The organism is Extensimonas perlucida (assembly GCF_007655255.1).
Lineage (GTDB): Bacteria > Pseudomonadota > Gammaproteobacteria > Burkholderiales > Burkholderiaceae_C > Extensimonas > Extensimonas perlucida.
Genome location: NZ_VMYE01000020.1, coordinates 37,252 through 62,426 on the forward strand (window position 1 = coordinate 37,252; position 25,175 = coordinate 62,426).

The window sequence follows — 25,175 nt, forward strand, 5'->3', positions numbered from 1 at the left end:
GAGGGCGCCATTGTCGCAAATCCAGGCTTGGTGACTGCAGGTACTATCGGCGCTTATCGAATCGACAAGGAGACGCCATGACCCAAGCCTTCATCTGCGACGCCATCCGCACCCCTATCGGCCGCTATGGCGGCGCGCTCGCGAGCGTGCGCACCGACGACCTTGCCGCGATCCCGATCCAGGCGCTGATGCAGCGCAATCCGCAGGTCGATTGGGCGCGCCTCACCGACGTGCTCTACGGCTGTGCGAACCAGGCGGGCGAGGACAACCGCAACGTCGCGCACATGGCGGGCCTGCTCGCCGGCCTGCCCGTGGAAGTGCCGGGCGCGACCATCAATCGCCTGTGCGGCTCGGGGCTGGACGCCGTGGGCACGGCGGCACGTGCGATCAAGGCGGGCGAGGCGGGCCTGATGATCGCCGGCGGCGTCGAGAGCATGAGCCGCGCGCCCTTCGTCATGCCCAAGGCCGAATCCGCCTTCAGCCGCAATGCTGCGATCTACGACACGACCATAGGCTGGCGCTTCGTGAACGCGCGCATGAAGCAGCTCTATGGCACCGATTCCATGCCCGAGACGGCGGAAAACGTCGCTGCCGAGTTCAAGATCGAACGCGAGGCGCAAGACCGCATGGCGCTTGCCAGCCAGCAAAAAGCCGTGGCCGCGCAGCGCGCCGGCCACCTCGCGCGCGAGATCACGCCCGTGCACATTGCACAAAAAAAGGGTGATCCCATCGTCGTCACGCAGGACGAGCACCCGCGCGAAACCAGCCTCGAAGCGCTGGCCAAGCTCAAGGGCGTGGTCAAGCCCGACGGCAGCGTGACCGCAGGCAATGCGAGCGGGGTGAACGACGGCTCCTGCGCGCTCTTGCTCGCCAGCGAATCCGAGGCCGCGCGCCACGGCCTCACGCCCAAGGCGCGCGTGGTCGGCATGGCCGTGGCCGGCGTGGCGCCGCGCATCATGGGCATAGGCCCGGTGCCTGCGACGCAAAAAGTGCTCGCGCAAACGGGGTTCGATCTGGCGCAAATCGATGTGATCGAGCTCAACGAAGCCTTTGCCGCGCAGGGCTTGGCCGTGCTGCGCCTGCTCGGCCTGCCCGACGACGACGCGCGCGTCAACGCCTGGGGCGGGGCGATTGCCCTGGGCCACCCGCTCGGCGCGAGCGGCGCACGCCTGGCCACCACCGCGGTGAACCGCCTGCACGCCACGGGCGGGCGCTACGCGCTGTGCACCATGTGCATAGGCGTGGGCCAGGGCATCGCCGTGATCCTCGAGCGCGTGTGAGGCGCGCTACGAAGGATATGGATCGACCCACGATTTCCAGGCAAGAGGGGCGGCCATGCGCATAGTCCTGGTCGCCAACCCCAAGGGCGGCGTTGGCAAGTCGACGCTCGCGACGAACATCGCGGGCTACTTTGCCGCGCAAAGCCACGCCGTCATGCTCGGCGACACCGACCGCCAGCAATCGGCGCGCATGTGGCTGGGGCTGCGCCCGGCGCAGGCGCGCCCCATAGGTACCTGGGACATTGGCCCGGATCAGGTCGCCAAGCCGCCCAAAGGCACGACGCATGTCGTGATCGACACCCCTGCGGGCCTGCACGGCAAGCGCCTGGACGCCTTGCTCAAGCGCGCCGACAAGGTCATCGTGCCGCTGCAGCCCAGCGTGTTCGACATCTTTGCCACGCATGCCTTCTTGCAGCAGCTTGCCGAGCACCGCCGCGCCGCAGGCGTGTCGGTGGGCCTGGTGGGCATGCGCGTGGACGAGCGCACGCACGCGGCCGAGCAGCTGCAGCGCTTTGTCGGCGGGCTGGGCCTGCCGGTGCTGGGCTATCTGCGCGACACGCAAAACTACCTGCACCTCGCAGCGCACGGGCTCACGCTGTTCGACGTCGCGCCCAGCCGCGTGGCACGTGACCTGGCACAGTGGCAGGGGATTTGCGCCTGGCTCGATACCTGAACATCAGTGCTTCACGGCGCGTCGTCTGGCATGGCAAATCCATTTTGCCGCCAGGCCTCGAACACGGTCACGGCCACGGCGTTCGAGAGGTTGAGGCTGCGCTGGCCCGGACGCATGGGCAGACGCAGGCGCTGCGCAGGAGGAAAGCGCTCGCGCAACGCGGGCGACAGGCCGCGTGTTTCGGCGCCGAACACCAGCCAGTCGCCGGACATGAAGCGGCCGGCATAGACGCTCTGGCTGCCTTGCGTGGTCAGCGCGAACATGCGTGCGGGATCGGGCTGCTGGCTTTGCAGTAAGGCTTCCCAGTCGCGGTGGCGCTGCACGCGCGCATATTCGTGGTAGTCGAGCCCCGCGCGGCGCAGGCGCCGGTCGTCCATGGCAAAGCCCAGCGGCTCGACCAGGTGCAGCTCGCAGCCGGTGTTGGCCGCGAGGCGGATCACGTTACCGGTGTTGGGCGGGATTTCAGGTTCGACGAGGACGATGCGGAACATGGTGCGCATTGTCGCGCGCGGCTCCATGCCCCGCGCTTCGCGTTCAGCGTGCCGGTGTGCGCGCGAGCACCAGCGCGGTGATGTGCGCGGCGCCCGCAGCGCGCAGCGCCTGCGCTGCGGCGTCCAGCGTGGCGCCCGTTGTGAGCACGTCGTCGATGAGCACGATGCGCTGCCCGGCGAGGTCCGCCGCGCGCAGCGGCTCGACGGCAAAAGCACCCTGCAGATTGCGCAGCCGTTCGCGGCGCGGCAGGCTGCTTTGCGCTTGCGTGTCGCGCAGGCGCAGCAGCAGGTGCTTGTCGGTTTTGTGCGCTGCCAGCCGCTGCGCGAGCAGCGCGGCCTGGTTGAAGCCGCGTTCGCGCAGGCGCGCGCGAGCGAGCGGCACGGGCAGCACGCGGTCGGCGGCATCGAGCGCTGACTCGGCGCCGGGTGTGGCACGTAGCAATCCTGCCAGCGCTGCCGCCCAGCCCGGGTCGCCATGGAATTTGAAGTCTGCGATCACCCCGGCCCAGGGGTAGCCGTAATCGACCGCAGCGTGACAGGCGTCGAGCATGGGTGGCGTGCGCAGGCAGGCGCCACAGGTGTGCACGCCCGCGGGTACAGGCAGCGCACAGCGCAGGCAACGCGTGCGTGGCTGGGCGAAGCGTGCCACGCAACCCGAGCAGATGCGTTGCGCAGGCCAGACGCGGCAGATTGCGCATTGGCTGGGCACGCGAAACAGAAGGTGGTCGTATACCCTGCGCGCTATCTGCGCGGTAAAACGTGGGGCACCAGCGGGCAAAGCGGCCATGAGTCCAAAGCGCATGCGCTGCGGGAGCGGGCCTTCAAGAGCCGCCGCTGCGTTTGATCTTGGGCGCCGAGTAGGTCGGCGACTCCGGTGGTGCCTGCTGTGCCAGGCGCTCCTGCTGCGCGGTCTGGTGGACGTTTTGTGCGACCTCCACGGCGTTGCTGCTGGCGCGCCACATCGATTGGACGAAGTCCAGCAACTGCTGGTACAGCGGAGGCTGCGGCGGAATTTGTTCTTTGGCTTTTTGCTCTTTTTCGGCCGGAGTCTCGATGCCGTCGCGGCGCGCACGCATGCCGTCCGTGCCTTCGGTTTGCAGCTTTTCGGGGGTGCGCAAGGTGCTGCCTTCGCCGAGGCGGTCGGTCGACTCGACCGGATGTGAAGTGTTGACCGGACGCACGGGCGGCGCGCCCGAGGCGCCGCTCGAATACAAGTCCGCCCCTTGCGGTCGCCAAGGAGGAGATCGGTCTACGGCATGAATGGGCATGGGGTGCTCCTTTCGGCAAACAAATGAAGCGGCGCGCAATGGACTTCCGCCGTCTCGCTCTTCATTTCGTCAAAAAGAAGGGGAAATTAAGGCCTTTTTTCAGGATGGTCGTCGTATCAGGGTTTTCACTGATGTGCTGGAAGCGGCCTTGCAAGTCTATGGCGGGAAAATGGCTTGCTTTCTTCAGGAGACGTTCCCCATGAATATCACCGAACTGTTGCGCCGCAGCGCCCTTGCGTATGCCGAGCGGCCTGCCGTGCTCACGGGCGACGAAGTGTTGATGGATTACCGCACGCTCGGTGCCCGCGTGGCCGGGCTCGCGGGTTTTTTGCGCCACCAATGGGGCGTGGCGCCGGGCGAGCGCGTGGCGATTTTTTCCGCCAACTGCCCGCAATACCTCGAGGCGCTGCACGCCGTGTATTGGGCCGGTGCGGTGACGGTGCCGGTCAACTACAAACTGCATGCCAAGGAGTTGGCCTACGTGCTTGCCGACGCCGGGGTGCGCTGGGTGTTCGTCTCTGAAGAGCTGCGGGACGCGGCGCTCGCCGCGGGGGCGGATGCGGCGCACACGCTGGTGCTCGGCAGCGCGGCATACGCGCAGGCCCTGCTGCACGCGCCGCTGGCGCTGCAGGAGCGCGCGCCTGACGACCTCGCCTCGCTGTTTTACACCTCGGGCACCACGGGCCGGCCCAAGGGGGTGATGCAGACGCACTGCAACCTGCTGACCACGACGCTGTGCTACTTTTCCGACGTGGACGACATTGCGCCCGAGGACGCCATGGTCTATGCCGCGCCTATGTCGCACGGCGCGGGCATCTACAACTACGCGCAGATGCAGCGCGGCGCGCGGCATGTGGTGCCGCGCTCGGGCGGCTTCGATCCGGCCGAGCTCGTGCAGCTCGCGGCCTCGGTGGGACGGCTCACGCTGTTTGCCGCGCCGACCATGGTGCGCCGCCTCGTCGAATACGTGAAGGCGACGGGTGCCGACGTGTCGGGTTTCAAAACCATCGTCTATGGCGGCGGGCCCATGTACGTCGACGACCTGCGCGAGGCGCTGCGCGTGATGGGGCAGCGTTTCGTGCAGATTTACGGCCAGGGCGAGAGCCCGATGACGATCACGGCGCTCGCGCGCTGGCACTTGGCCGACATGGGCCATCCGCGCTGGCTGCAACGCGCCGCTTCGGTCGGCACGGCGCAGGCAGCGGTGCAGGTGCGCGTGGTCGATGAGGCCGGCAACACCTTGCCGCCCGGCGCCCTGGGCGAGGTGGTGGTGCGCGGGCCGAGCGTGATGCCCGGCTACTGGCGCAACCCCGAGGCCACGGCCAAGACGCTGCGCGACGGCTGGCTTTACACGGGCGACGTGGGGCAGCTCGACGCGGACGGCTTTCTCACACTTCTCGACCGCTCCAAGGACGTGATCATCTCGGGCGGCTCGAACATCTATCCGCGCGAGGTCGAGGAGGTACTGCTCTTGCACCCGCAGGTGCGCGAAGTGGCTGTCGTGGGCCTGCGCGACGCCGAATGGGGCGAAGTGCCCGTGGCCTTCATCGTGGGCGACGAGGTCAGCGCCGAGGAGCTCGATGCGCTGTGCCTCGAACACATCGCCCGCTTCAAGCGCCCCAAGCGTTACGAGTTCGTCGAGGCGCTGCCCAAGAACAGCTACGGAAAAGTGCTAAAAACCGAGCTTCGCGCCCTATTGACAAGCACTTGAAGCTCATTTTTTGATAGGGATTGGCTGCGAAGAAAGGACAGGTACGGCAGTGACGGCGTTTTGCGGCGAGCCGTCGATGAGCTTGTCCGAGTAGGTCAGGTACACCAGGGCGTTGCGCTTTGGATCGACCATGCGCACGACGCGCAGGCGCTTGAACAGTACCGACATGCGCTCGGAAAACACTTCGTCCTGCAGGGGCAGGGGCTTGTCAAAGCGCAGGGGTCCGACCTGACGGCAGGCGATGGATGCCTCGGCCTTGTCTTCCGCCAGCCCCAGCGCGCCGGAGATGCCGCCCGTGCGCGCCCGCGAGACGTAACAGGTCACGCCGTCCACGAGCGGGTCGTCGTAGGCCTCGACCACCACTTTGTGGTTGGGGCCTACCCACTGAAAGGCGGTGCTGACGGCGCCTATGACTTCAGCGTGTGCCTTGGCGAGGAGCAGTAGGCCGATTCCGCATGCCGCAGCGAGGCCGATGGCCAAGGCGGTGCGCATCAGGACAACAAGGCGCATGCTCACGCGCTGACTTCCTGGATGCGCCGCGCCAGATGCGCGAGCGCTTCTTCGACCTGATCGACGAGGATCAGGCACAGGTCGCCCGGCTCCAGGCGCGCGAGCGCCTTGTCGATGGCGAGGAATTCGCCGCGCACCTCCTCGATGTGGTGTGCGCGCTTGGCGCCGGCCAGGCCTTCGCGCAGCAACGCGATCACTTCACCGTCGTCCCGGCCGCGCTGGGCGGCGTCCTGGTAAAGCATCACGTCGTCGAAGGCGTCGCCCAGAATCTCGGTTTGCACGCGCAAGTCTTCGTCGCGCCGGTCGCCTGCGCCGCTGATGACCACGCTGCGCCGGCGCGCGGGCAGGGCGTCGATGGCGGCCACGAGGGCGCGCATGGCGTCGGCGTTGTGGCCGTAATCCGCAATCACCGTGGCGCCGCGGTAGTCCATGAGGTTGAAGCGCCCCGGCGCGTTGTCGGTGTCGTTCACGAAGCCCGAGAGCCCGCGGCGTATGGTCTGCCAGGGCAGGCCCACGCCCCAGGCCGCGGCCACGGCGGCCATGACGTTTTCGACCTGAAAGCCGATGCGCCCGTTGCGCGTGATGGGCACGTCGCGCAGGTGGATGGCTTCGCGCCACGAGCCTTCGGCGGCGACGATGGAGTCGCCATCGACATACACCGTGCGCTTGCCTTGCGCGCGGTGCGTGGCCATCACGGGGTGGTGGCGGTCGCTCGCGAAGTAGATCACCTGACCGGGGCAGGCCGAGGCCATGGCGGCGACGATGGGGTCGGCCGCGTTGAGCACGGCATAGCCTGTGGGCGCGACGTTTTGCACGATTACGCGCTTGAGCACGGCCAGGTCTTCCACGGTGGTGATGTAGTTCAGGCCCAGGTGGTCGCCCGCACCGATGTTGGTCACTACCGCGACCTGGCAGCGGTCGAAGCCCAGGCCCTCGCGCAGGATGCCGCCGCGCGCGGTCTCGAACACGGCGGCGTCCACCTCGGGGTGCAGCAGCACGTTGCGCGCGCTGCGCGGGCCCGAGCAGTCGCCGCTGTCGATCTGGCGGCCATCGACATAGACGCCGTCGGTGTTGGTCATGCCCACACGCTGGCCGTGCGCGGTAAAGAGGTGCGCGATCAGGCGCGTGACGGTGGTCTTGCCGTTCGTGCCCGTGACCGCGACCACAGGGATGCGCCCCTCCTGCCCGTGCGCGAACAGCCGCTCGACGATGGCCTGGCCCACATTGCGCGGCTTGCCATACGAGGGCGCAAGGTGCATGCGCAGCCCCGGTGCGGCGTTGACCTCGACGATGCCGCCGCTTTGTTCTTCGAGCGGGCGCAGCACGGTCTGCGCGACCATGTCCACGCCGCAGATGTGCAGCCCCACCATCTGCGCGGCGGCCACGGCGCGCGCCGCGACTTCGGGGTGTACGTCGTCGGTCACGTCGGTGGCGCTGCCGCCCGTGGAGAGGTTGGCGTTGTTGCGCAGGATCACGCGCTGGCCTTTGGCCGGCACCGAGTCGGGCGTGAGGTTTTGCGCGGCGAGCTGCGCGAGCGCGATGTCGTCGAGGCGGATCTTGGTCAGCGCGGTGGCGTGGCCCTCGCCGCGGCGCGGGTCCTGGTTGACCTGCTCGACCAGCGCGCGCACCGTGTGCTGGCCGTCGCCGAGCACCTGCGGCGGGTCGCGCCGCGCGGCCGCGACGAGCTGGTCGCCCACCACGAGCAGGCGAAAGTCGTGCCCCGGCAGGTAACGTTCGACCATGACGGTACCGTATTCGGCCGCGCTGCGGTAGGCTTCTTCGAGTCCGGCGCGGTCGTTGATGTTGACCGTCACGCCCTTGCCCTGGTTGCCGTCCTGCGGCTTAACGACCACGGGCAGGCCGACTTCGAGCGCCACTTGCCAGGCCTCGTCCACGCTCTCGACCGGGCGGCCGCGCGGCACCGGCACGCCCGCGGCGTGCAGCAGGCGCTTGGTGAGGTCTTTGTCCTGGCCTATGGATTCGGCGACGGCGCTGGTGGCGTCGATCTCGGCGGCCTGGATGCGGCGCTGCCTGGAGCCCCAGCCGAATTGCACCAGGCTACCGCGCGTCAGGCGCCGCCACGGAATGCCGCGCGCCGCCGCAGCCTCGACGATCGCGCCGGTGCTCGGGCCCAGCCGCTCGTCTTCGTAGAGCGATTGCAGCTGCGCGATGGCCGCGTCGGCGTCGAAGCTGCCTTGCCCGAGCGCCGCTGCGATGAGGCGCTGCGCATCGTCGAACGCCTGCCGGCCCACGGCTTCTTCGCTGTATTCGACCACCACCTGGTACACGCCTGGCTCGACTGTGGCGGTGCTGCGCGCGAAGCTCACGGGGCAGCCGGCCTGCGCCTGCAATGCGAGCGCCGCCGCTTGCAGGACATGCGCGAGCGATACCGCGCCGCCGCCTTCGGGGTGCAAAGCGCCGATGGCGGGAAAGAGCGCGCGCAAGCGCGCCTCGAAGCCTGGCAATTGGTCTATGGAGCGCTCCGGCTCTGCGCAAGCCACTATGGCTTCGATAGAAGTGTGGCGGCTCCAGAGGTTGGGCCCGCGCAGTGCGCGGATACGGGATACTTCCATGAGAGTCTCTTGGGGTGTTGGTCTGGGCCGTGTCGCCAGGGCCGTGCGAGGGAAATGATGGTGTAACGGTGGTCAGACCCGCGCCGAGGCGATCTCGGCCAGCGGCAGTGCGGGCTCGAAGGTCTTGATGCCTGCGGAAATCAGGTCGGGTGAGATGTCGAGCGCCCAGGCTGCGCCGATCGCGGCGAGCAGCGCCTCGGTGTCGGGCACCACGGCGTTGCGGCCGAAACACAGCTCGGCGAGCGTGCCTAGCACCTGTTCATGGCTGCCCGTGGCCAGCACCACATGCCCCTGGCGCAGCAGCACGGCGCGGCCATGGTCGTGCGCGCGGTGCTGCACGATCACCTCGAGCGTCGGGTCTTGCGCGTACAGCACCACGCTGCCATCGCACAAGGGCGCCAGGCCCGCCACGAGCGGATCGGCGGCGTGCAGCACGGCCGCGCCCTCGGGCAGCACCACATCGACCTGCGTGCGCAGCACCTTGACCATTTGCTCGCGCTCCTGGATGTCGTATTCGGGCAGGTCTTGCGCGCCTTCCATGTCGGTGACCACGCCGACCTGGCAGCGGTCATAGGCGAGGCCGTCGCGCAGGATCGCGCGCGCGTCGCTCTCGATCACGGCGGCCTGCACCATCTTGTTCACGAGCAGGCGGTGCGCGGCCTCCCAATGGGCGCTGTCGGCGGCATCGACGCGGCGGCGATCCAGAAACAAGCCGGCGCGGCAGGCCAGCCCGGTGTGGCGGCCGCTCAAGTGCAGAAGCCAGGCGACGAGGCGTGCGATCAGCGCGGTGTTGCGGCTGCCTGCCACACCCACGACCGGGATACGGCCTGCCGGCGCGTGCGCGTCGTCCGAGGGGAACAGGTGTTCGACGATGGCCTGCCCGACGGGCTGCGGCGCGCCCACGGCGGGCTTGAGGTGCATGAGCAGGCCCGGCCCGGCGTTGACCTCGACGATCGCGCCGCCTTGCTCACGCAGCGGCCGTGCGATGTCTTGCGCCACGAGGTCAATGCCTGCGATGTCCAGCCCCACCACTTTGGCCGCCAGGGCTGCGGTATAGGCGACTTCGGGGTGCACTTCGTCGGTGCAGTCCACGGCCACGTTGCCATTGCGCTGCACCACGACCTGCCGGCCCGCGGCGGGCACGGCGTCGGCGTCCAGGCCCTGGCGCTGCAGTTCGAGCTGCACGGCGCGGTTGCTGCGTACGTCGATGAGTTCGAGCGGGTATTCTTCCTCGTAGCCGCGGCGCGGGTCGGAGTTGAGTTGCGTGTCTATCAGCTCGGCAACCGTCGAGGTTCCGTTGCCGGTGATGCAGACCACTTCGCCGCGTGCGGCTGCAACCACCTTGGAGCCAACGACCAGCAAGCGGTGTTCGCTCCCAGGAATGTAGCGCTCGACCATCACTTCACTGCCTTCTGGTTGGGCCACATGGAACGCGGCTTCGATGCTCTCGCGCTCGTGCAGATCGAGCGTTACGCCACGTCCGTGGTTGCCGTCCGAGGGCTTGACGACCACGGGCAGACCAATGTCCTGCGCTGCCTCCCAGGCTTCCTCAGGGCTGTGCACGACCCGGCCCTCGGGGATGGGCACGCCGCAGGACTGCAGCAGGCTTTTCGTGAGGTCTTTGTGGCAGGCGATGCCTTCGGCAATGGCGCTCGTGAACTCGCTCTCGGCCGTCCAGATGCGCCGCTGGCGCGCGCCGTAGCCGAGTTGCACGAGGTTGCCGTCATTGAGGCGGATGTGCGGGATGCCGCGCTCGGTCGCCGCGGTGACGATGCACGCCGTGCTCGGGCCCAGGTAGCGTTCATCGACTTCGGTGCGCACGCGCGCTACGGCGGCGGCCACGTCGAAGGGCTGGTCGTTGATCGCGGCCATGAGCAAGCGGTGCCCCTGCACGAGCGCCATGCGCGCCACCTGCTCGTCGCGCGCACGAAACACCATGCGATAGACCCCGTGCTGCGAGGTGCTGCGCGTCTGGCCGAATCCCGTGGGCATGCCGGCGAGGTTGAGCAGTTCGATTACCACGTGCTCGAGGATGTGGCCACACCACGTGCCCTCTTGCAGCCGCTGCAAAAAGCCCCCGCGCTCGCCCACGCCGCAGTGGTGTTCGCGCAAGGCCGGCAGCCACGCAGTCAGGCGTTCCGTCAGACCGGGCAGGCGGTTCGAGGGATAGTCCTCGAGCGCTCCCAAGTCCAGCCATACTTCGAGTGCCGGGCGATACGTCCAAATGTTCGGGCCGCGCAGGTATTGGATGCGCAGCAGGCGGATGTCGTCGAAGGTCTGGGCCATAAGGTGGTGGAATGGGTCGAAAAAAGGCAAGAGATCGGCGTGGCAGTGGGTAGCCGTTTGCGGCTGCTATTGTGAGGCCCATGGGAACCCAAGCAGCCCGGCGCGAAATGGCGCGAAATAGCGGCTCTGGCCGGCTGGGGTACGTGGCGGGGGATAATCCTCGCCAGATTGGGCTCTTCATATATCACCCTGCTCGTGGATACCTCTGATGTCATTTCCGGCGCTGCCGGGGCGGCGCTGCGCGCCGAACTCGCTTCCGATGAGAACGTGCTGGCCGTGTTACAGGTTGACCTGAGCGTCGACCTGCATTTCACCGAGGGCTGGCTCGTGCTCACGAACCGGCGTTTGCTTGATGGCAGCAACGGCTCTGACGTCTGGCGTTCTTGGCCGCTGATGCCGGGCTGGAGCTTACGGATTTTCGACCATGCGGGCGTAGGTACCTTGGAGCTGCATTCGGCGCAGGCGCGTGTCGCGCTATGGCGCTTCACCCAGTCCAAGCACGGGCAGGCGCTACGCTTGCTGCAGCGCTTCGAGCAGCAGACGGCAGGTGGCCCCGCGCACGAAATATCTGAGGCACCCGTATGCCCCGTCTGCCATACGCCACTGCCGCCCGACAGCGAAGAATGCCCGGCCTGCGCCCGCGCCCAGCCGCCGCAGACCTCTACCTGGGTGCTGCTGCGCCTGTGGCGGTTTGCGCGGCCCTATCAGGGCAAGCTCATTGCGGGGTTTTTGCTCACACTGGCCTCGACGGCGGCCACGCTGGTGCCGCCGTACTTGACGATTCCGCTGATGGACGACATCCTGATTCCGTTCCAAAACGGCCAGGCGATCGACCCTTCGCTGGTGTTGCTGTACCTGGGCGGCTTGTTGCTGGCGGCGGTGTTCGCCTGGGGGCTGAGTTGGGCGCGCACCTACATCCTCGCACTGGTGTCCGAGCGCATAGGCGCCGACTTGCGCACCACGACGTACGAGCACCTGCTGCGCCTGTCGCTCGATTATTTCGGCGGCAAGCGCACGGGCGATCTGATGGCGCGCATAGGCTCTGAGACGGATCGCATCAACGTATTTTTGTCGCTCCATGCGCTCGACTTCGTCACCGACGTGCTCATGATCGTCATGACCGCGGCGATCCTGTTTTCGATCAACCCGTGGCTTGCGCTCGTCACGCTGGTGCCGCTGCCCTTCATCGGCTGGCTGATCCACAACGTGCGCGACCGTCTGCGCACCGGCTTCGAGAAAATCGACCGCGTCTGGTCTGAAGTGACCAACGTGCTCGCCGACACCATTCCCGGCATCCGCGTGGTCAAAGCGTTTGCCCAGGAGCAACGCGAGGCGCAGCGCTTTCGCGAGGCCAACCTGCACAACCTGGAAGTCAACGACAAGCTCAACAAGACCTGGGCCTTGTTCTCGCCCACGGTGTCCTTGCTCACCGAGGTCGGTTTGCTGGTGGTCTGGGCCTTTGGTATCTGGCTCGTGGCGCGCCACCAGATCACGGTCGGCGTGCTCACGGCCTTCATCGCCTACATCGGGCGCTTTTATGGCCGGCTCGACTCGATGAGCCGCATCGTCTCGGTCACGCAAAAGGCGGCCGCGGGCGCCAAGCGCATCTTCGACATCCTCGACCACGTGAGCAACGTGCCCGACCCGGCCCAGCCCGTGCCGCTGCCGCAGGTGCGAGGTGCGATCAGCCTGCGCAACGTGGGTTTTCGCTACGGCAGCCGCACGGTGATCCGCGGCCTGAACCTGGACATTCGCCCCGGCGAGATGATCGGTCTTGTGGGCCACAGCGGTTCGGGCAAGAGCACGCTGGTCAACCTGATCTGCCGTTTTTACGACGTGAGTGAAGGCAGCATCCAGGTCGATGGGGTGGACATCCGCCGTTTCGCTGTGGCCGAATACCGGCGCCACATCGGGCTGGTGCTGCAGGAACCCTTCCTCTTCTTCGGCACCATTGCCGAGAACATCGCCTACGGCAAGCCCGACGCCACGCGCGAGGAGATCGTCGCTGCGGCGCGCGCTGCGCATGCGCACGAATTCATCCTGCGCTTGCCGCATGGCTACGATTCGCTCGTCGGCGAGCGCGGTCAGGGCCTGTCGGGCGGCGAACGCCAGCGCATCAGCATCGCGCGTGCGCTGCTCATCGATCCGCGCATCCTGATCCTCGACGAGGCGACTTCGGCCGTCGATACCGAAACGGAAAAAGAAATCCAGAAGGCGCTCGACAACCTGGTGCAAGGGCGCACGACGATCGCCATCGCGCACCGCCTCTCGACGCTGCGCAAGGCCGACCGCCTGGTCGTGATGGATCGCGGCGAGATCGTCGAGGTGGGGCCGCACGACGAGCTCATGGCGCGCCAGGGCGCGTATTGGCGGCTGTACCAGGCGCAGGTGCGCCGTGCCGAAGAAGATGCCGAGGCCGCTGGTGTGGTGATCGAAAGCAGCGTGCTGCATTCGGCGCATCCGGCAGGCCAGGCTTGACTGCGAAGGAATGGGTGCATGAATACAAAGACTTCTCCCGCCCATGCCCCGGCTGGCATGGAGGCCATGTTGCAGCGCGATGCGCACGGACGCTTGGTGCTGACCCTGCCCGATGGCAGCGTGCACACAGACGTCACGCCCGTGCGCGCCTTTCCCATCGCCGCGCCACAGGAAGGACTGGCGCTGCTGGGCCCGGATGGGCATGAGGTCGTGTGGGTGGAATGCCTTGATCAGCTGAGCGCCGCGGATCGGCAGCTCGTTGAAGAAGAACTCGCCGTGCGCGAGTTCACTCCGGCGATAGAAAAAATCCTCTCCGTCTCGAGCTTCTCCACGCCCAGCACCTGGCAGGTGCAAACGGATCGCGGCCCGGCGCAGTTCGTGCTCAAGGGTGAGGAGGACATCCGTCGCCTGGGTAGCCGCACGCGCTTGCTGGTCTCCTCGAGCGATGGCTTGCAGTTCAAGGTGCCAGACGCCACCGCCCTCGACCGCCCGTCGCGGCGCTTGCTCGAGCGCTTCCTTTGATGCGGCCATGGCGGAGATCGGGCGCCCTCCCACCATAGACCCGGTTGCGGCGGCGCGCTGGCACGCCGCCGCACCTGCGTACCCACCCTGGTTGCACGAAGAGGTGGCTCGGCGCATGCAGGAGCGCCTGCAATGGATACGCCTGGCGCCCAAGGTTTGGTGCCATTGGGAGCCGGTGCGCGGTGGTCTGCAGGCCCATGCACTGATCAGCCAGCGCTATCCGCAGGCCGAATGTGTGGTCGTGGAAACTGTGCCGCGCCATGCAGCCGTGGCGCGCGGGGCGTTGCGTCAGCCCTGGTGGCGCCCGACGCGCTGGCGCGCCCCGAAAGCCCGTTTTGCGCTGCCAGCGCCTGGCAGCGTGCAGATGCTCTGGTCCAACATGGCGCTGCACATGACAGCCGATCCGCAAGCCTTGTTCGTGCAATGGCAGCAGGCGCTGGCCGTGGACGGTTATGTGATGTTTTCTTGTCTTGGGCCGGACACCCTGCGCGAATTGCGCGCGCTCTACGCTGAGCTCGGTTGGCCACCGCCCAGCCACGCCTTTACCGACATGCACGACTGGGGCGACATGCTGATCGCCGCGGGCTTTGCCGAGCCGGTCATGGACATGGAGCGCCTCACGCTCACCTTTGCGACGCCCGAGCGGCTGTTGCAAGAGCTCGCCGAGCTGGGCCGCAACCTGCATCCGCAGCGTTTCGCGGCCATGCGTGGGCGCCACTGGCGTGCGCACCTGCACCGGACGCTCGCGGATCGGCTCGCTGACCCGCGCCATGGCGGACAACTCGCGTTGACCTTCGAGATCATCTACGGCCACGCGCTCAAGCCCGCGCCGCGCGTGCGCGTTACAGAGCAAAGCAGCGTGTCTTTGGCAGACATGCGCACTTTGCTGCGAGCAGGCCACCCAGCAAGATCCTGAGTAAATTTCTTGTCAATGATCTAAAGCAAGGCGCGCTACAATCTCCGGCGAACGATTGTTTGGTTTCAGATCGTGTCTGCTCAGAAGACAGTCTGCGTCCATTGCATGGACGGAGCCGCTGGCGCAGAGCGAAGTGGGTATGCAGGTAGGCCGCATGGTTTTTCGTTTCGCCACCGTGACGGGGCAGCGTGTGGACTGGCGCCTTGCGCGCAATTGCTCTTTCACGCCCGCGCAACTCGCCGGCATGTACCTGTCCTTGTGCGCGTTGTCGCTGGCGATCGCCGTCTTTTTCTGGATGCACGGCGCATTGCTGGTGCTGCCGTTCACGGGGGTGGAGATCGTCGCTTTGGGGATCGCATTCCTCGTGTACGGCCGCCATGCGGCAGACGGCGAGCGGATTTCGCTCGAGGGCACACGACTTGTCGTGGAACGCGAAACTGCAGGCAGGCTCGAGCGCTCGGAGTTCGACCGCCAGTGGGTGCGTGTCGAACCCAAAACCGGCGATCGTTCGCTGATCACCTTGTCTGCGCAGGGGCGGGTGGTGCAGGTCGGACGCTTTGTGCGCCCTGAATTGCGTGCTGCACTGGCATCGGAAATACGTATGGCTTTGCGCGCGGCCTGAGACAGAAGGCGGCGCGCGGGCTGTAGCGAAGGGTTGGTTTTCAATCGGGACAAAGAAGCAAATGGAAAATATCAAGAGCATTCCCAACAGATTGGCGCGTATTTCGCTCGCTGCCGGTGCGTGGGTCGGTGGGGCGGCCTACGCCGTGCAAAGCCTGCCTGGCGGCCCAGGGGTGCGTCAGTTGAATCTGGCGGCGCCCGCGACCAAAATCGCCGAGGAGCAGCATTTTCTGCACTGGATGATGCTCATCATCTGCACGGTGATCTTCATTGGTGTGTTTTCCGTGATGTTTTACTCCATCTGGAAGCACCGCAAGTCCCGCGGCGCCCAGCCCGCCAACTTTCATGAATCGGTGGCTGTGGAGGTTGCCTGGACGATCGTGCCCTTCATCATCGTGATCTTGATCGCCCTGCCGGCCACCAAGGCGATCGTGGCGCAAAAAGACACCACCAATGCCGACTTGACCGTCAAGGTCACGGGCTACCAATGGAAGTGGGGCTACGATTACCTCAATGGCGAGGGCGAGGGCTTGGGCTTCATCTCTACGCTGGACAGTAGCCAGCGCGCCATGTCCGACAGCGGCGACGTGAGCCAGGCGCCTGCAGACTACCTGTTGCGCGTGGACAACCCGCTGGTCGTTCCGGTGGGCAAAAAAGTGCGCATCATCACCACGGCCAATGACGTGATCCACTCGTTTGCGGTGCCAGCATTCGGAATCAAGCAGGATGCCATTCCTGGTTTCGTGCGCGACACCTGGTTCCGCGCCGAAACGGTCGGCGATTACTATGGCCAATGCTCCGAACTCTGCGGCAAGGAGCACGCCTATATGCCCATCCACGTGAAAGTGGTGTCGGCGCAGGACTACACCAACTGGGTGGGCGTGCAAAAGAAAACCGCCGCCGCCAAGCTCGACGACCCGGCCAAGGTCTGGACGCTAGCCGAAATCCTGCAGCGTGGCGAAAAGGTCTATGCGGCCAACTGCGCCGCCTGCCACCAGGCCAACGGCAAGGGTGCGGGGCCGATCAAGCCGCTCGACGGAGCTGCCATCGTGCTCGACGAAGACCATGCGAAGCAAGTCCAGCTCTTGCTCCAAGGGCGCCAGGCTCTGGGCATGCCTGCATGGTCGCAGCTCAGCGACACCGACATCGCAGCCGTCGTCACCTACACCAAAAACACCTGGTCCAACAAAACCGGTCAGCTGGTACAGCCCGCCGAAGTGGTGGCCCAGCGTGGCAAATGATCATCGTCTTTTTGCAGTGAGGAATCCAAAATGAGCGCAGTTCTCGACCACCATGGGCATGCAGCCGATCATGCCCACGACAGCCATGCGCCGAGCGGCTGGAGGCGCTGGGTCTTTGCCACCAACCACAAAGACATTGGTACCCTGTACCTGCTGTTCTCGTTCACCATGCTGATGGTGGGCGGGGTGCTGGCCTTGTTGATCCGCGCGGAACTGTTTCAGCCCGGTCTGCAATTGGTCAACCCCGAGCTTTTCAACCAGCTCACGACCATGCATGGCCTGATCATGGTGTTCGGCGCGATCATGCCGGCCTTCGTCGGCTTTGCGAACTGGATGATCCCGTTGCAGATCGGCGCGTCCGACATGGCATTTGCGCGCATGAACAACTTCAGCTTCTGGCTCATGATCCCGGCGGCGATCATGCTGGTGGCGTCGTTTTTCATGCCGGGCGGCGCGCCGGCCGCGGGCTGGACGCTCTATGCGCCGCTTACGTTGCAAATGGGGCCGTCTATGGATGCGGGCATTTTCGCCATGCATATCCTCGGTGCGAGCTCGATCATGGGTTCGATCAACATCATCGTGACCATCCTCAACATGCGCGCGCCTGGCATGACGCTCATGAAGATGCCGATGTTCGCCTGGACTTGGCTCATCACCGCGTATTTGCTGATTGCCGTGATGCCCGTGCTGGCAGGTGCCATCACCATGACGCTCACGGATCGCCACTTCGGCACCAGCTTTTTCAATCCTGCCGGCGGTGGTGACCCGGTCATGTACCAGCACATTTTCTGGTTCTTCGGCCACCCCGAGGTCTACATCATGATCTTGCCGGCCTTCGGCATCATCAGCCAGGTGGTGCCGGCGTTTGCGCGCAAGAAGCTGTTCGGCTATGCGTCGATGGTGTACGCCACGTCCTCGATCGCGATTCTGTCGTTCATCGTGTGGGCGCACCACATGTTCGCTACCGGCATGCCGGTGACGGGGCAGCTGTTCTTCATGTACGCGACCATGCTGATCGCCGTACCCACGGCCGTGAAGATATTCAACTGGATCGCCACCATGTGGCGCGGCTCCATGACCTTTGAAACCCCCATGCTGTTTGCGGTGGGCTTCATCTTCGTGTTCACCATGGGTGGCTTTACGGGCCTGTTCCTGGCCATGGCGCCACTCGACATCCAACTGCAGGACACCTACTACGTGGTGGCCCATTTTCACTATGTGCTCGTGGCAGGGTCGCTGTTTTCGATGTTTGCGGCGTTCTATTACTGGGCTCCCAAGTGGACGGGTGTGATGTACAACGAAACGCGCGGCAAGGTCCATTTCTGGTGGTCGCTGATTTCGTTCAACGTCACCTTCTTCCCCATGCACTTCCTGGGGCTGGCCGGCATGCCGCGCCGCTATGCTGACTACCCGATGCAGTTCGCCGACTTCAACGTGGTGGCATCCATTGGCGGTTTTGCCTTCGGCTTGGCGCAGGTGTATTTCTTCTTTTTCGTCGTGTTGCCCATGATGCGTGGCCATGGTGCCAAGGCGCCGCAAAAGCCCTGGGAAGCTGCCGAAGGCCTCGAGTGGGAAGTGCCATCGCCCGCGCCTTTCCACACCTTCGAGACGCCGCCCAAGCTCGACGCCACGGCAACCCGCGTGATCGGCTGAAAGCACACTCATGAGCCCTGAGAAAAGAAAGAGCAATCTGCGCATGGCCTTGATTCTGGTCTCGGTGGCGCTGGCTTTTTTCCTCGGCTTTGTGGCCAAGATCGCTTGGCTTTCGCATTGAATCTCGCATTGCCCGGGTATTGCCATGAGCATTCGCAGCGACAACGCCAAGATGGTGGGCAAGCTGGCCGTAGTGGCGGCCGGCATGTTCGCCTTCGGTTATGCCTTGATCCCGCTGTACAAACACATCTGCGAGGTCACGGGCATCAACATTCTGTCGCTGGCAGAGTTGGACGTGCCCGGTGGTACAACCAAAGGCAGCAAGCTGCCGGCAAATACGCAGGTGGACACGAGCCGCACGATCACCGTGGAGTTCGACGCAAATGTCCGCGGTCCTTGGGCGTTCAAACCTGCGGTGCACTCGATGCAGGTGCATCCGGGCGAGCTGGCCACAGTGATGTACGAGTTCCAGAACACGCAAAATCGGCGCATGTCGGCACAGGCCATTCCCAGCTATGCGCCGCGTCAGGCGGCCGCGCATTTCAACAAACTCGAGTGTTTTTGCTTCAACCAGTACACGCTCGAGCCAGGGGAGAAAAAGCAGTGGCCGGTTGCCTTCGTGATTGATCCGCGACTGTCCAAGGACGTCACGACCATCACGCTGTCCTACACCTTCTTCGAGGTTGGCGGCAAGACCCCACAGGCGCCGCAGCAAGCGGCAGCCCCAGGGGCGACGGGGGCGGGCGCATGAGCGGGCAAGATTCTGCGCAGTCACCGCTGCAGCGCAAGGGCTCGTTGGGCCGCACGGTGCGCGCGGTGGCTTGGTCGCTGGTCGGCTTGCGCAAGGGCAGCGAATACCAGCAAGACATCGAAAAACTCAATCCGCTGCATATTATCGCGGTGGGCTTGTTCGCGGTGTTCTTGTTGGTTGTGGGCCTGATCGTATTGGTCAAATGGGTCGTGTGATGACGCCGTAGATTCGAAAACCGGAAAACAAAAGATTGAAATTGAGGAGCTGAAATGAGTGCAACAACCCACGGCACTACGCCGTATTACTACGTGCCTTCCGAATCGCGCCACCCGGTGATGGCAGCGATTGGGCTGTTTTTTGTGATCCTGGGCGCAGGCCAGTGGATCAATGGTCATGACTGGGGAAAGTATTCGCTCGCCCTGGGCCTGGTGTGGTGGCTGTCGGTGTTGTTCCAATGGTTCCGCGATGCCGCACGCGAGAGCGAAGGGGGGCTGTATGGCCGCAAGATCGATCTCTCATACCGCTGGTCCATGAGCTGGTTCATCTTTTCCGAGGTGATGTTCTTCGGCGCCTTCTTCACGGCCTTGTGGTGGGCGCGTTCACATTCGATTCCTGCCCTGGGTAGCCTGGACAACCAGATGCTCTGGCCCGATTTCAAGGCCGTGTGGCCTAGCATGGCGGCGGGCGCAACAGGCTCCCCCGCAGGTATCGTCGAGCCCTTCCAGACCGTGGGGCCGTTCTGGCTGCCCACCATCAACACGGCTTTGCTGCTGAGTTCGGGCGTCACACTGACAATTGCCCACCATGCGCTGCGCGCCGACCAGCGCGGCAAAACGATAGGCTTCATGTGGCTCACGGTGCTGCTGGGTTTCGTGTTCCTGTGCGTGCAAGGCTACGAGTATTACCACCTCTATACCGAACTGAACCTCAAGCTCAGTTCCGGCATCTACGGCTCCACCTTTTTCATGCTCACGGGCTTCCACGGCTTGCACGTGTTCATTGGCATGCTGATGCTGTTTTTCATCACTCTGCGCCTGCAAAAAGGCCATTTCACGGCGGAGCGGCATTTCGGCTTCGAGGGTGCCGCGTGGTACTGGCACTTCGTTGACGTGGTCTGGCTGGCTTTGTATGTGTTGGTGTATTGGATGTAATGCGCGATGTAGCAAAAAAGCGCCGCCAGGCGCTTTTTTGCTTTCTTGAGCAGCCTCTGACCGAGGGGCTTGACAATTAGGGGGAGACTTGCAAGCCCGTAGGCTGGATGTAGCCGAGCTTCCAGGCGAGCAAAATGCCCAGGAAAAGCGCAATCGAGAGCCCCACGCGCACGGCGAGCGCCCGCGCCATATAGTGGCCCTTGGACTTGTCGGCGCGGTCGCCGCGCATCATGAAGAAAAGCGCAGCGCCCAGGCTGGCGAGAATGGCGAGAAATGCCACGAGAACGACGTATTTCATGCGAGAGATTGTGACACCTTCGCACAGGCAGCGCCTTGGCGGGCGCTTCTGGCTGATCACGCTGGCCGCGTTGTTCGGCATCGCACTTACGTTGGCGCTAGCGCGTTGGCAGTTGGGGCGCGCCGCGCAAAAAGAGGCGTTGCAAGCCGCCATGGCAGAGCAGGCGGCGCTGCCCGCGCTCGACGGCAACCAGCTTTTTTCGCATTTGCCGCAGGACACGGAACGCGCCCGCGCGGAGGTCGAGCCGCTGCTGCACCGCAGCGTGGTGCTCACGGGTCGTTGGTTGCCCGCGCACATGGTCTATCTGGACAACCGCCAGATGCAGGGTCGCCCCGGCTTTTTCGTCTGCACGCCGCTGCAGCTCGAGCCGGGCGGCGCCGTGGTGCTGGTGCAGCGCGGCTGGGTGCCGCGCAATTTCGAGGCGCGCACGCAACTGCCGCCGGTGCAGACGCCGCCGGGTTTGGTTCAAGTCCAAGGGCGCCTCGCGCTGCCGCCTTCGCGTTTGTTTGACTTCGGTCGCAGCGCGGCGGCGCCAGGGTTTTCGCCCATCCGGCAAAATCTCGACCTTGCCGCTTTTCGCGCCGAAACGGGTTTGCCGCTGGCCGATTGGACGGTGCTGCAGACCGGGCCTGCGAGCGAGGGCCTGCTGCGCGACTGGCCGCCCATCGCGCTCGGCATCGAAAAACACTACGGTTACGCGTTTCAATGGTTCGGGCTCAGCAGCCTGATTGCTTTGCTTTATGTCTGGTTCCAAATCGTCCGACGTTTTCTCCGCCCGCGTACCTAGCCCGCCGCCTGAGCCGCTGGGCGACCATGTCCTCGGGCTCACGGTGCACAGCTTGCCGCCAGCGGGCGACGCCGTGGCGTATGCCGAGCGCACGCGCTACGGGCGCTGGAAGCTGCTGCTTCTGCTGCTGGTCTGCGCGGCGCCGGTGGTCGCCTCGTACTTCACCTATTACGTGATACGGCCCGAAGCGCGGCGCAACTACGGTGAGCTGATCCAGCCGCAGCGCCCGCTGCCTCCACTGCCCACGACTACGCTCGACGGTCGGCCTGCGGGGCCACTCAACGCGCTCAAAGGCCAGTGGCTGCTCGTGAGCGTCTCGGGTGGGGCCTGCAGCGCCGCTTGCGAGCAGCACCTGTACCTGCAGCGCCAGCTGCGCGAGAGCATGGGCGCGGGAAAAGACCGCATCGACTGGGTCTGGCTGATCGATGACCATGCGCCCGTGCCCGCGGCGCTGCTGCCGGCCTTGCGTCAGGCGACGGTGCTGCGCGTCGATGCAAAGGCGCTGGCCGCGTGGCTGCAGCCCGCGCCGGGGCAGCAGCTTGCCGACCATTTGTACCTCGTCGACCCCATGGGAAACTGGATGATGCGTTTTCCGGCGGGGCTGGATCGCGCGGGTGCGGCCAAGGCCAAGCGCGATCTCGAACGCCTGCTGCGCGCCTCCGCCTCGTGGGACGAGCCGGGCCGTGCGGAGCAGCACTGATGCCAGTGAGCACGCTTGTCGCCCCTGCTGCCACGCCGCTTGTTTCGCTGGCGCCCGTGGCGTGGATGATGCTGCTCGGCGCTGTGCTCGCGCTCGGGCCGCTGGCATGGGTGGCCTGGCGCAGCCGAGGCCGCGCGCCGGTGCGCCGTATCCAGGCGCTCACGTTGCTGACGCTGTTTTTGACCTTTGACCTCGTGCTCTTCGGCGCTTTCACACGTCTCACGGATTCGGGGCTGGGTTGCCCCGATTGGCCGGGTTGCTACGGCCAGGCGAGCCCTGTAGCCGCGCGTGCGCAGATCGCCGCAGCGCAGCAGGCCCTGCCCAGCGGGCCGGTGACGCACGGCAAGGCATGGATCGAGATGATCCACCGCTACCTTGCGACGGCTGTGGGCATGCTCATCATCGTGCTCACGGTGGCGAGCTGGGTGCTCTGGCGGCGCGCTCGTGCTGTGTACGCGCAGCATGCGACCCTGCCCATCCATCCATGGTGGCCCACGGCCACGCTGCTATGGGTTTGCCTGCAAGGGGCATTTGGCGCGCTCACGGTGACGATGAAGTTGTTCCCAGCCATCGTCACCTTGCATCTGGCAGGTGGCCTGGTGCTGCTGGTGTTGTTGTGCGTGCAGGCCCTGCGCCATACGCTGGCGGCACAAGGTGTGGCGCCAGCGCCGATCGCCGCAGGCTTGCGGCGCGGGCTGTGGGTGGTGGCAGCTTTGCTCGCGCTGCAAGTGCTGCTGGGCGGCTGGGTCAGCACGAATTACGCCGTGCTCGCGTGCACCGACTTTCCTACCTGCCAAGGTAGCTGGTGGCCGCGCATGGATTTCGCGCAGGGTTTTGCGCTCTGGCGCCCGCTGGGTTTGCAGTCCGACGGCAGCCCGATCCCGTTCGCGGCCTTGACGGCCATCCATTACACGCACCGGCTCATGGCCTACGTTGTGCTGCTGGCGCTTGCGCTGCTCGCCTGGCGCCTGCGGGCAGCGCCGGCGCTGCGCCCGCAGGCGCGCTGGCTCGCGGGCCTGGCGCTGTTGCAGCTGCTCACGGGTCTGAGCAACGTGGTGCTCGGCTGGCCTTTGCTTGCCGCAGTGCTGCACACCGGCGGCGCTGCGGCGCTCGCGCTGGTGTTGACCTGGGCGCTGGAGGCGAGCCATAGTGCTTTCGCCGTACCAGCCGCGTCGCCTCTTCACGAACCTCTGCGCGAGCGCGGTACCACCCACGCCGGCGCAAAGGCCGTCCACCTGTAAAACCGCCGCATGAGTGCCGCTCCCGCTTCCGTTCCCTCGGCGTCCCTGCCTTCGCGCTGGGCGCAGTTTTATGCGCTGACCAAGCCGCGCGTGGTGCAGCTGATCGTGTTTTGTGCGCTCATCGGTATGGTGCTCGCCGTGCCGGGCTGGCCGGCGCCCGATCAGCTCGGGCGCATGGCGGTGGCGTGCCTGGGCATCTGGCTGGTTGCAGGCGCGGCCGCGGCCTTCAATTGCATCGTCGAGCAAAGCATAGACGCCAAGATGAAGCGTACCGCTTGGCGCCCCACGGCCAAGGGGGAGCTCTCGAACGCGCAAACTCTGCTGTTTTCCGCGGGCCTGTGCGCTGCGGGCTCGGCGCTACTGTATTTCTTCGTGAACCCGCTCACGATGTGGCTGACGTTCGCCACCTTCGTCGGCTATGCCGTGGTCTATACCGTGATCCTCAAGCCGCTCACGCCGCAGAACATCGTGATTGGCGGTGCCTCGGGCGCGATGCCGCCAGTGCTCGGCTGGTCGGCCATGACGGGTGAGGTCGGGGCTGAGGCGCTGATGCTGTTCCTCATCATCTTTCTGTGGACGCCGCCCCATTTCTGGGCGCTCGCGCTGTACCGCGTCGAGGACTACCGCAAGTCCGGCCTGCCCATGCTGCCCGTGACGCACGGCAACGAGTTCACGCGGCTGCAAGTGCTGCTCTACACCCTGATTTTGTTTGCGGGCTGCCTGATGCCCTTCATCTACGGCATGAGTTCGTGGATTTACCTGGCCGCGGCCGTGCTGCTCTGCGGAGGCTTTTGCTGGCATGCTTTCGAGCTCTGGCGCCACTACTCGGACGAGCGCGCGCGCAAGACCTTTCGTTTTTCGCTGATCCACCTGAGCCTGCTTTTCGCTGCGCTGCTCGTGGACCATTACGTGTTGTGAAGACCATGAACACCTCCTTGCGACGCCGAGATGCACTGAAAACCATAGCTGCTTGCGCTGTATTGCCGGGCGCTGGAGCCTTATTTACAGCATGCTCCGAAAAAAAGCCCAGCTTTCATGGCGTGGACATCACGGGCGCCGAGTACGCACGCGATTTGGAGCTGACCGACCACAATGGCCAGCAGCGCAGCTTGAAGGACTTTCGCGGCAAGGTGGTCGTGGTGTTCTTCGGCTACACGCAATGCCCCGACGTGTGCCCGACCTCGCTGCAGGAGCTGGCCGAGGCCAAGCGTCTGCTGGGTCCGGACGGAGAGCGCCTGCAAGGAATTTTCGTCACCATAGACCCAGAGCGCGATACTCCCGGACTTCTCAAGGCGTACATGGCGAACTTCGATCCGAACTTCATCGCGCTGCGCGGCACGCCCGAACAGACCGCTGCCGTCGCCAAGGAATTCAAGGTCTATTACAAAAAAATCGAGGGCAAAACGCCCACGAGCTACACCATGGACCATTCGGCCGGCAGCTACATTTTCGATCCCGAGGGGCGCGTGCGCGTGTTCCACCGCTACGGCAGCGGCGCGCAGGCGCTGGCTGACGACCTGCGCACGCTGCTGCGCGAATCACCCTGAGCAGGCCTTTAGACCCTTCTCCACGAGGGGCCTAGAGGTATGAGGTTACCGAGAGAGAATGGCTTGTTGGTGGCGTTCTCAGAGGCGTTTGATGCCCCCCAACAAGACCGAGAGGCAACTTGCTTAAAAAATCTCTCGCCCGCCCCATCATCCCCCGATTTCCGTTATACAATAGCGGGCTCAGCTGCTGAGCGCCCCAAGTCCGAAGAGACGAGGGAGTTTGGCAGCAAGAGCGCCAGCGAAGCTGGGGTATTGGTGAAAGCCTGCTGGGAGCTACGAAGCGCCAGATATGCGGGTTGAAAGAAAGCCGAAAGCCCCATAGTTTGCTCGGAGATAAAAAAAATTGCTAAAATACGCGGCTCAGCTGATTGCAGCTGAGGTGCAAAGCGGCAAAAGTTTAGAAAAGCTTTTGTAGCGCGGATCCTTAAAAACACACAGCCGATAAGCGTGGGCGTTTGAGCTAAGTGCGCAAAGTCC

26 protein-coding genes are annotated in these 25,175 nt (G+C 65.2%); 18 read left to right on the forward strand and 8 right to left on the reverse strand.

Features of this window, described 5'->3' with window-relative positions:
* Positions 1-77 precede the first annotated feature (77 nt).
* Complete coding sequence (gene pcaF, locus FK527_RS13965; protein ID WP_144735078.1) at positions 78-1,280, forward strand: 3-oxoadipyl-CoA thiolase; 1,203 nt, start codon at positions 78-80, stop codon at positions 1,278-1,280.
* 55 nt (positions 1,281-1,335) lie between these two features.
* A complete protein-coding gene (locus tag FK527_RS13970; protein WP_144735080.1) occupies positions 1,336-1,953 on the forward strand; it encodes a ParA family protein in 618 nt (205 codons plus the stop codon).
* A gap of 11 nt (positions 1,954-1,964) precedes the next feature.
* Here FK527_RS13970 and trmL read toward each other — a convergent pair whose 3' ends face one another.
* The 3 genes from trmL to FK527_RS13985 form a co-directional block, all read right to left on the reverse strand.
* Positions 1,965-2,444 (reverse strand): tRNA (uridine(34)/cytosine(34)/5-carboxymethylaminomethyluridine(34)-2'-O)-methyltransferase TrmL, encoded by a 480-nt coding sequence (trmL, locus tag FK527_RS13975; protein ID WP_144735082.1) that lies wholly within the window; start codon positions 2,442-2,444, stop codon positions 1,965-1,967.
* 43 nt (positions 2,445-2,487) lie between these two features.
* On the reverse strand, positions 2,488-3,093 hold the full coding sequence (locus FK527_RS13980; protein WP_425460448.1) for a ComF family protein: 606 nt from the start codon (positions 3,091-3,093) through the stop codon (positions 2,488-2,490).
* A gap of 172 nt (positions 3,094-3,265) precedes the next feature.
* The gene (locus tag FK527_RS13985; protein WP_144735086.1) at positions 3,266-3,712 is read right to left on the reverse strand and encodes a hypothetical protein; all 447 of its coding nucleotides are present in this window, start codon (positions 3,710-3,712) and stop codon (positions 3,266-3,268) included.
* 199 nt (positions 3,713-3,911) lie between these two features.
* Between FK527_RS13985 and FK527_RS13990 the strand changes: the two genes are divergently transcribed.
* Complete coding sequence (locus tag FK527_RS13990; protein ID WP_144735088.1) at positions 3,912-5,423, forward strand: class I adenylate-forming enzyme family protein; 1,512 nt, start codon at positions 3,912-3,914, stop codon at positions 5,421-5,423.
* Positions 5,424-5,426: 3 nt separating this feature from the next.
* Here FK527_RS13990 and FK527_RS13995 read toward each other — a convergent pair whose 3' ends face one another.
* From FK527_RS13995 to FK527_RS14005, 3 genes are all read right to left on the reverse strand, one after another.
* The gene (locus FK527_RS13995) at positions 5,427-5,933 is read right to left on the reverse strand and encodes a CreA family protein (RefSeq protein ID WP_425460449.1); all 507 of its coding nucleotides are present in this window, start codon (positions 5,931-5,933) and stop codon (positions 5,427-5,429) included.
* A 2-nt stretch (positions 5,934-5,935) separates the two neighbouring features.
* On the reverse strand, positions 5,936-8,506 hold the full coding sequence (gene cphA, locus FK527_RS14000; RefSeq protein ID WP_144735090.1) for a cyanophycin synthetase: 2,571 nt from the start codon (positions 8,504-8,506) through the stop codon (positions 5,936-5,938).
* A 72-nt stretch (positions 8,507-8,578) separates the two neighbouring features.
* Positions 8,579-10,792 carry a cyanophycin synthetase gene (locus FK527_RS14005; protein WP_144735092.1) on the reverse strand — a complete coding sequence of 738 codons (2,214 nt, stop codon included), beginning with the start codon at positions 10,790-10,792 and terminating at the stop codon, positions 8,579-8,581.
* A 195-nt stretch (positions 10,793-10,987) separates the two neighbouring features.
* Here FK527_RS14005 and FK527_RS14010 point away from each other — a divergent pair, with 195 nt between their 5' ends.
* From FK527_RS14010 to FK527_RS14050, 10 genes are all read left to right on the forward strand, one after another.
* A complete protein-coding gene (locus FK527_RS14010; protein ID WP_144735094.1) occupies positions 10,988-13,270 on the forward strand; it encodes a cyanophycin metabolism-associated ABC transporter in 2,283 nt (760 codons plus the stop codon).
* 18 nt (positions 13,271-13,288) lie between these two features.
* Positions 13,289-13,792 (forward strand): cyanophycin metabolism-associated DUF1854 family protein, encoded by a 504-nt coding sequence (locus FK527_RS14015; protein ID WP_144735096.1) that lies wholly within the window; start codon positions 13,289-13,291, stop codon positions 13,790-13,792.
* A 7-nt stretch (positions 13,793-13,799) separates the two neighbouring features.
* Positions 13,800-14,708, forward strand: a complete 909-nt coding sequence (locus FK527_RS14020) for a class I SAM-dependent methyltransferase (RefSeq protein ID WP_144735098.1) — start codon at positions 13,800-13,802, stop codon at positions 14,706-14,708.
* A gap of 154 nt (positions 14,709-14,862) precedes the next feature.
* Positions 14,863-15,330, forward strand: a complete 468-nt coding sequence (locus FK527_RS14025) for a DUF2244 domain-containing protein (protein ID WP_246072820.1) — start codon at positions 14,863-14,865, stop codon at positions 15,328-15,330.
* A gap of 70 nt (positions 15,331-15,400) precedes the next feature.
* Complete coding sequence (gene coxB, locus FK527_RS14030; RefSeq protein ID WP_144735129.1) at positions 15,401-16,570, forward strand: cytochrome c oxidase subunit II; 1,170 nt, start codon at positions 15,401-15,403, stop codon at positions 16,568-16,570.
* A 30-nt stretch (positions 16,571-16,600) separates the two neighbouring features.
* Positions 16,601-18,223, forward strand: a complete 1,623-nt coding sequence (gene ctaD, locus FK527_RS14035) for a cytochrome c oxidase subunit I (RefSeq protein ID WP_144735102.1) — start codon at positions 16,601-16,603, stop codon at positions 18,221-18,223.
* A 10-nt stretch (positions 18,224-18,233) separates the two neighbouring features.
* The gene (locus tag FK527_RS17365; protein ID WP_222116161.1) at positions 18,234-18,344 is read left to right on the forward strand and encodes a cytochrome oxidase small assembly protein; all 111 of its coding nucleotides are present in this window, start codon (positions 18,234-18,236) and stop codon (positions 18,342-18,344) included.
* A 24-nt stretch (positions 18,345-18,368) separates the two neighbouring features.
* Positions 18,369-18,974, forward strand: a complete 606-nt coding sequence (locus FK527_RS14040; RefSeq protein WP_144735104.1) for a cytochrome c oxidase assembly protein — start codon at positions 18,369-18,371, stop codon at positions 18,972-18,974.
* Entirely contained in the window at positions 18,971-19,189 is a 219-nt protein-coding gene (locus FK527_RS14045; RefSeq protein WP_144735106.1) for a DUF2970 domain-containing protein, read from the forward strand. Before FK527_RS14040 ends, FK527_RS14045 begins: the two co-directional genes overlap by 4 nt.
* 54 nt (positions 19,190-19,243) lie before the next feature.
* On the forward strand, positions 19,244-20,125 hold the full coding sequence (locus FK527_RS14050; protein WP_144735107.1) for a cytochrome c oxidase subunit 3: 882 nt from the start codon (positions 19,244-19,246) through the stop codon (positions 20,123-20,125).
* Between the two features lie 76 nt (positions 20,126-20,201).
* Here the strand turns inward: FK527_RS14050 and FK527_RS14055 are convergent, their stop codons facing one another.
* A complete protein-coding gene (locus tag FK527_RS14055) occupies positions 20,202-20,423 on the reverse strand; it encodes a twin transmembrane helix small protein (protein ID WP_144735109.1) in 222 nt (73 codons plus the stop codon).
* On the opposite strand from FK527_RS14055, the gene FK527_RS14060 reads away from it, so the two are divergent.
* Genes FK527_RS14060 through FK527_RS14080 form a run of 5 tightly spaced genes read left to right on the forward strand, consistent with a single transcriptional unit; the run spans position 20,422 to position 24,698 of the window.
* Positions 20,422-21,210: an SURF1 family protein gene (locus FK527_RS14060; RefSeq protein WP_246072822.1), complete on the forward strand. Its 789-nt coding sequence runs from the start codon at positions 20,422-20,424 to the stop codon at positions 21,208-21,210. The two genes, FK527_RS14055 and FK527_RS14060, sit on opposite strands and share 2 nt — an antisense overlap.
* Positions 21,164-21,910 (forward strand): hypothetical protein, encoded by a 747-nt coding sequence (locus FK527_RS14065; RefSeq protein WP_144735113.1) that lies wholly within the window; start codon positions 21,164-21,166, stop codon positions 21,908-21,910. The genes FK527_RS14060 and FK527_RS14065 overlap by 47 nt, the downstream gene beginning before the upstream one ends.
* Positions 21,910-23,151: a COX15/CtaA family protein gene (locus tag FK527_RS14070; protein WP_144735115.1), complete on the forward strand. Its 1,242-nt coding sequence runs from the start codon at positions 21,910-21,912 to the stop codon at positions 23,149-23,151. Before FK527_RS14065 ends, FK527_RS14070 begins: the two co-directional genes overlap by 1 nt.
* 9 nt (positions 23,152-23,160) lie before the next feature.
* Entirely contained in the window at positions 23,161-24,069 is a 909-nt protein-coding gene (gene cyoE / locus FK527_RS14075; protein WP_144735117.1) for a heme o synthase, read from the forward strand.
* A gap of 5 nt (positions 24,070-24,074) precedes the next feature.
* Positions 24,075-24,698 carry an SCO family protein gene (locus FK527_RS14080; protein WP_144735119.1) on the forward strand — a complete coding sequence of 208 codons (624 nt, stop codon included), beginning with the start codon at positions 24,075-24,077 and terminating at the stop codon, positions 24,696-24,698.
* Between the two features lie 164 nt (positions 24,699-24,862).
* Here the strand turns inward: FK527_RS14080 and FK527_RS17370 are convergent.
* Positions 24,863-25,175, reverse strand: a 313-nt coding sequence (locus tag FK527_RS17370; protein WP_222116162.1) for a hypothetical protein, incomplete at its 5' end; no start/stop codon positions are given.

Bases quoted from the DNA above. Each gene is read 5' to 3' on its own strand.
- FK527_RS14070 (WP_144735115.1), top strand. From the start codon at position 21,910: ATGCCAGTGAGCACGCTTGTCGCCCCTGCTGCCACGCCGCTTGTTTCG.
- FK527_RS14045 (WP_144735106.1), top strand. From the start codon at position 18,971: ATGAGCGGGCAAGATTCTGCGCAGTCACCGCTGCAGCGCAAGGGCTCG.
- FK527_RS13990 (WP_144735088.1), top strand. From the start codon at position 3,912: ATGAATATCACCGAACTGTTGCGCCGCAGCGCCCTTGCGTATGCCGAG.
- FK527_RS17365 (WP_222116161.1), top strand. From the start codon at position 18,234: ATGAGCCCTGAGAAAAGAAAGAGCAATCTGCGCATGGCCTTGATTCTG.
- FK527_RS14050 (WP_144735107.1), top strand. From the start codon at position 19,244: ATGAGTGCAACAACCCACGGCACTACGCCGTATTACTACGTGCCTTCC.
- cyoE (WP_144735117.1), top strand. From the start codon at position 23,161: ATGAGTGCCGCTCCCGCTTCCGTTCCCTCGGCGTCCCTGCCTTCGCGC.
- FK527_RS13985 (WP_144735086.1), bottom strand. From the start codon at position 3,712: ATGCCCATTCATGCCGTAGACCGATCTCCTCCTTGGCGACCGCAAGGG.
- FK527_RS13970 (WP_144735080.1), top strand. From the start codon at position 1,336: ATGCGCATAGTCCTGGTCGCCAACCCCAAGGGCGGCGTTGGCAAGTCG.
- FK527_RS14055 (WP_144735109.1), bottom strand. From the start codon at position 20,423: ATGAAATACGTCGTTCTCGTGGCATTTCTCGCCATTCTCGCCAGCCTG.
- FK527_RS14080 (WP_144735119.1), top strand. From the start codon at position 24,075: ATGAACACCTCCTTGCGACGCCGAGATGCACTGAAAACCATAGCTGCT.
- FK527_RS14015 (WP_144735096.1), top strand. From the start codon at position 13,289: ATGAATACAAAGACTTCTCCCGCCCATGCCCCGGCTGGCATGGAGGCC.
- FK527_RS14060 (WP_246072822.1), top strand. From the start codon at position 20,422: ATGCGAGAGATTGTGACACCTTCGCACAGGCAGCGCCTTGGCGGGCGC.
- trmL (WP_144735082.1), bottom strand. From the start codon at position 2,444: ATGTTCCGCATCGTCCTCGTCGAACCTGAAATCCCGCCCAACACCGGT.
- FK527_RS14065 (WP_144735113.1), top strand. From the start codon at position 21,164: ATGTCTGGTTCCAAATCGTCCGACGTTTTCTCCGCCCGCGTACCTAGC.
- FK527_RS13995 (WP_425460449.1), bottom strand. From the start codon at position 5,933: ATGCGCCTTGTTGTCCTGATGCGCACCGCCTTGGCCATCGGCCTCGCT.
- FK527_RS14020 (WP_144735098.1), top strand. From the start codon at position 13,800: ATGGCGGAGATCGGGCGCCCTCCCACCATAGACCCGGTTGCGGCGGCG.
- FK527_RS14025 (WP_246072820.1), top strand. From the start codon at position 14,863: ATGGTTTTTCGTTTCGCCACCGTGACGGGGCAGCGTGTGGACTGGCGC.
- cphA (WP_144735090.1), bottom strand. From the start codon at position 8,506: ATGGAAGTATCCCGTATCCGCGCACTGCGCGGGCCCAACCTCTGGAGC.
- pcaF (WP_144735078.1), top strand. From the start codon at position 78: ATGACCCAAGCCTTCATCTGCGACGCCATCCGCACCCCTATCGGCCGC.
- FK527_RS14005 (WP_144735092.1), bottom strand. From the start codon at position 10,792: ATGGCCCAGACCTTCGACGACATCCGCCTGCTGCGCATCCAATACCTG.
- ctaD (WP_144735102.1), top strand. From the start codon at position 16,601: ATGAGCGCAGTTCTCGACCACCATGGGCATGCAGCCGATCATGCCCAC.
- FK527_RS14040 (WP_144735104.1), top strand. From the start codon at position 18,369: ATGAGCATTCGCAGCGACAACGCCAAGATGGTGGGCAAGCTGGCCGTA.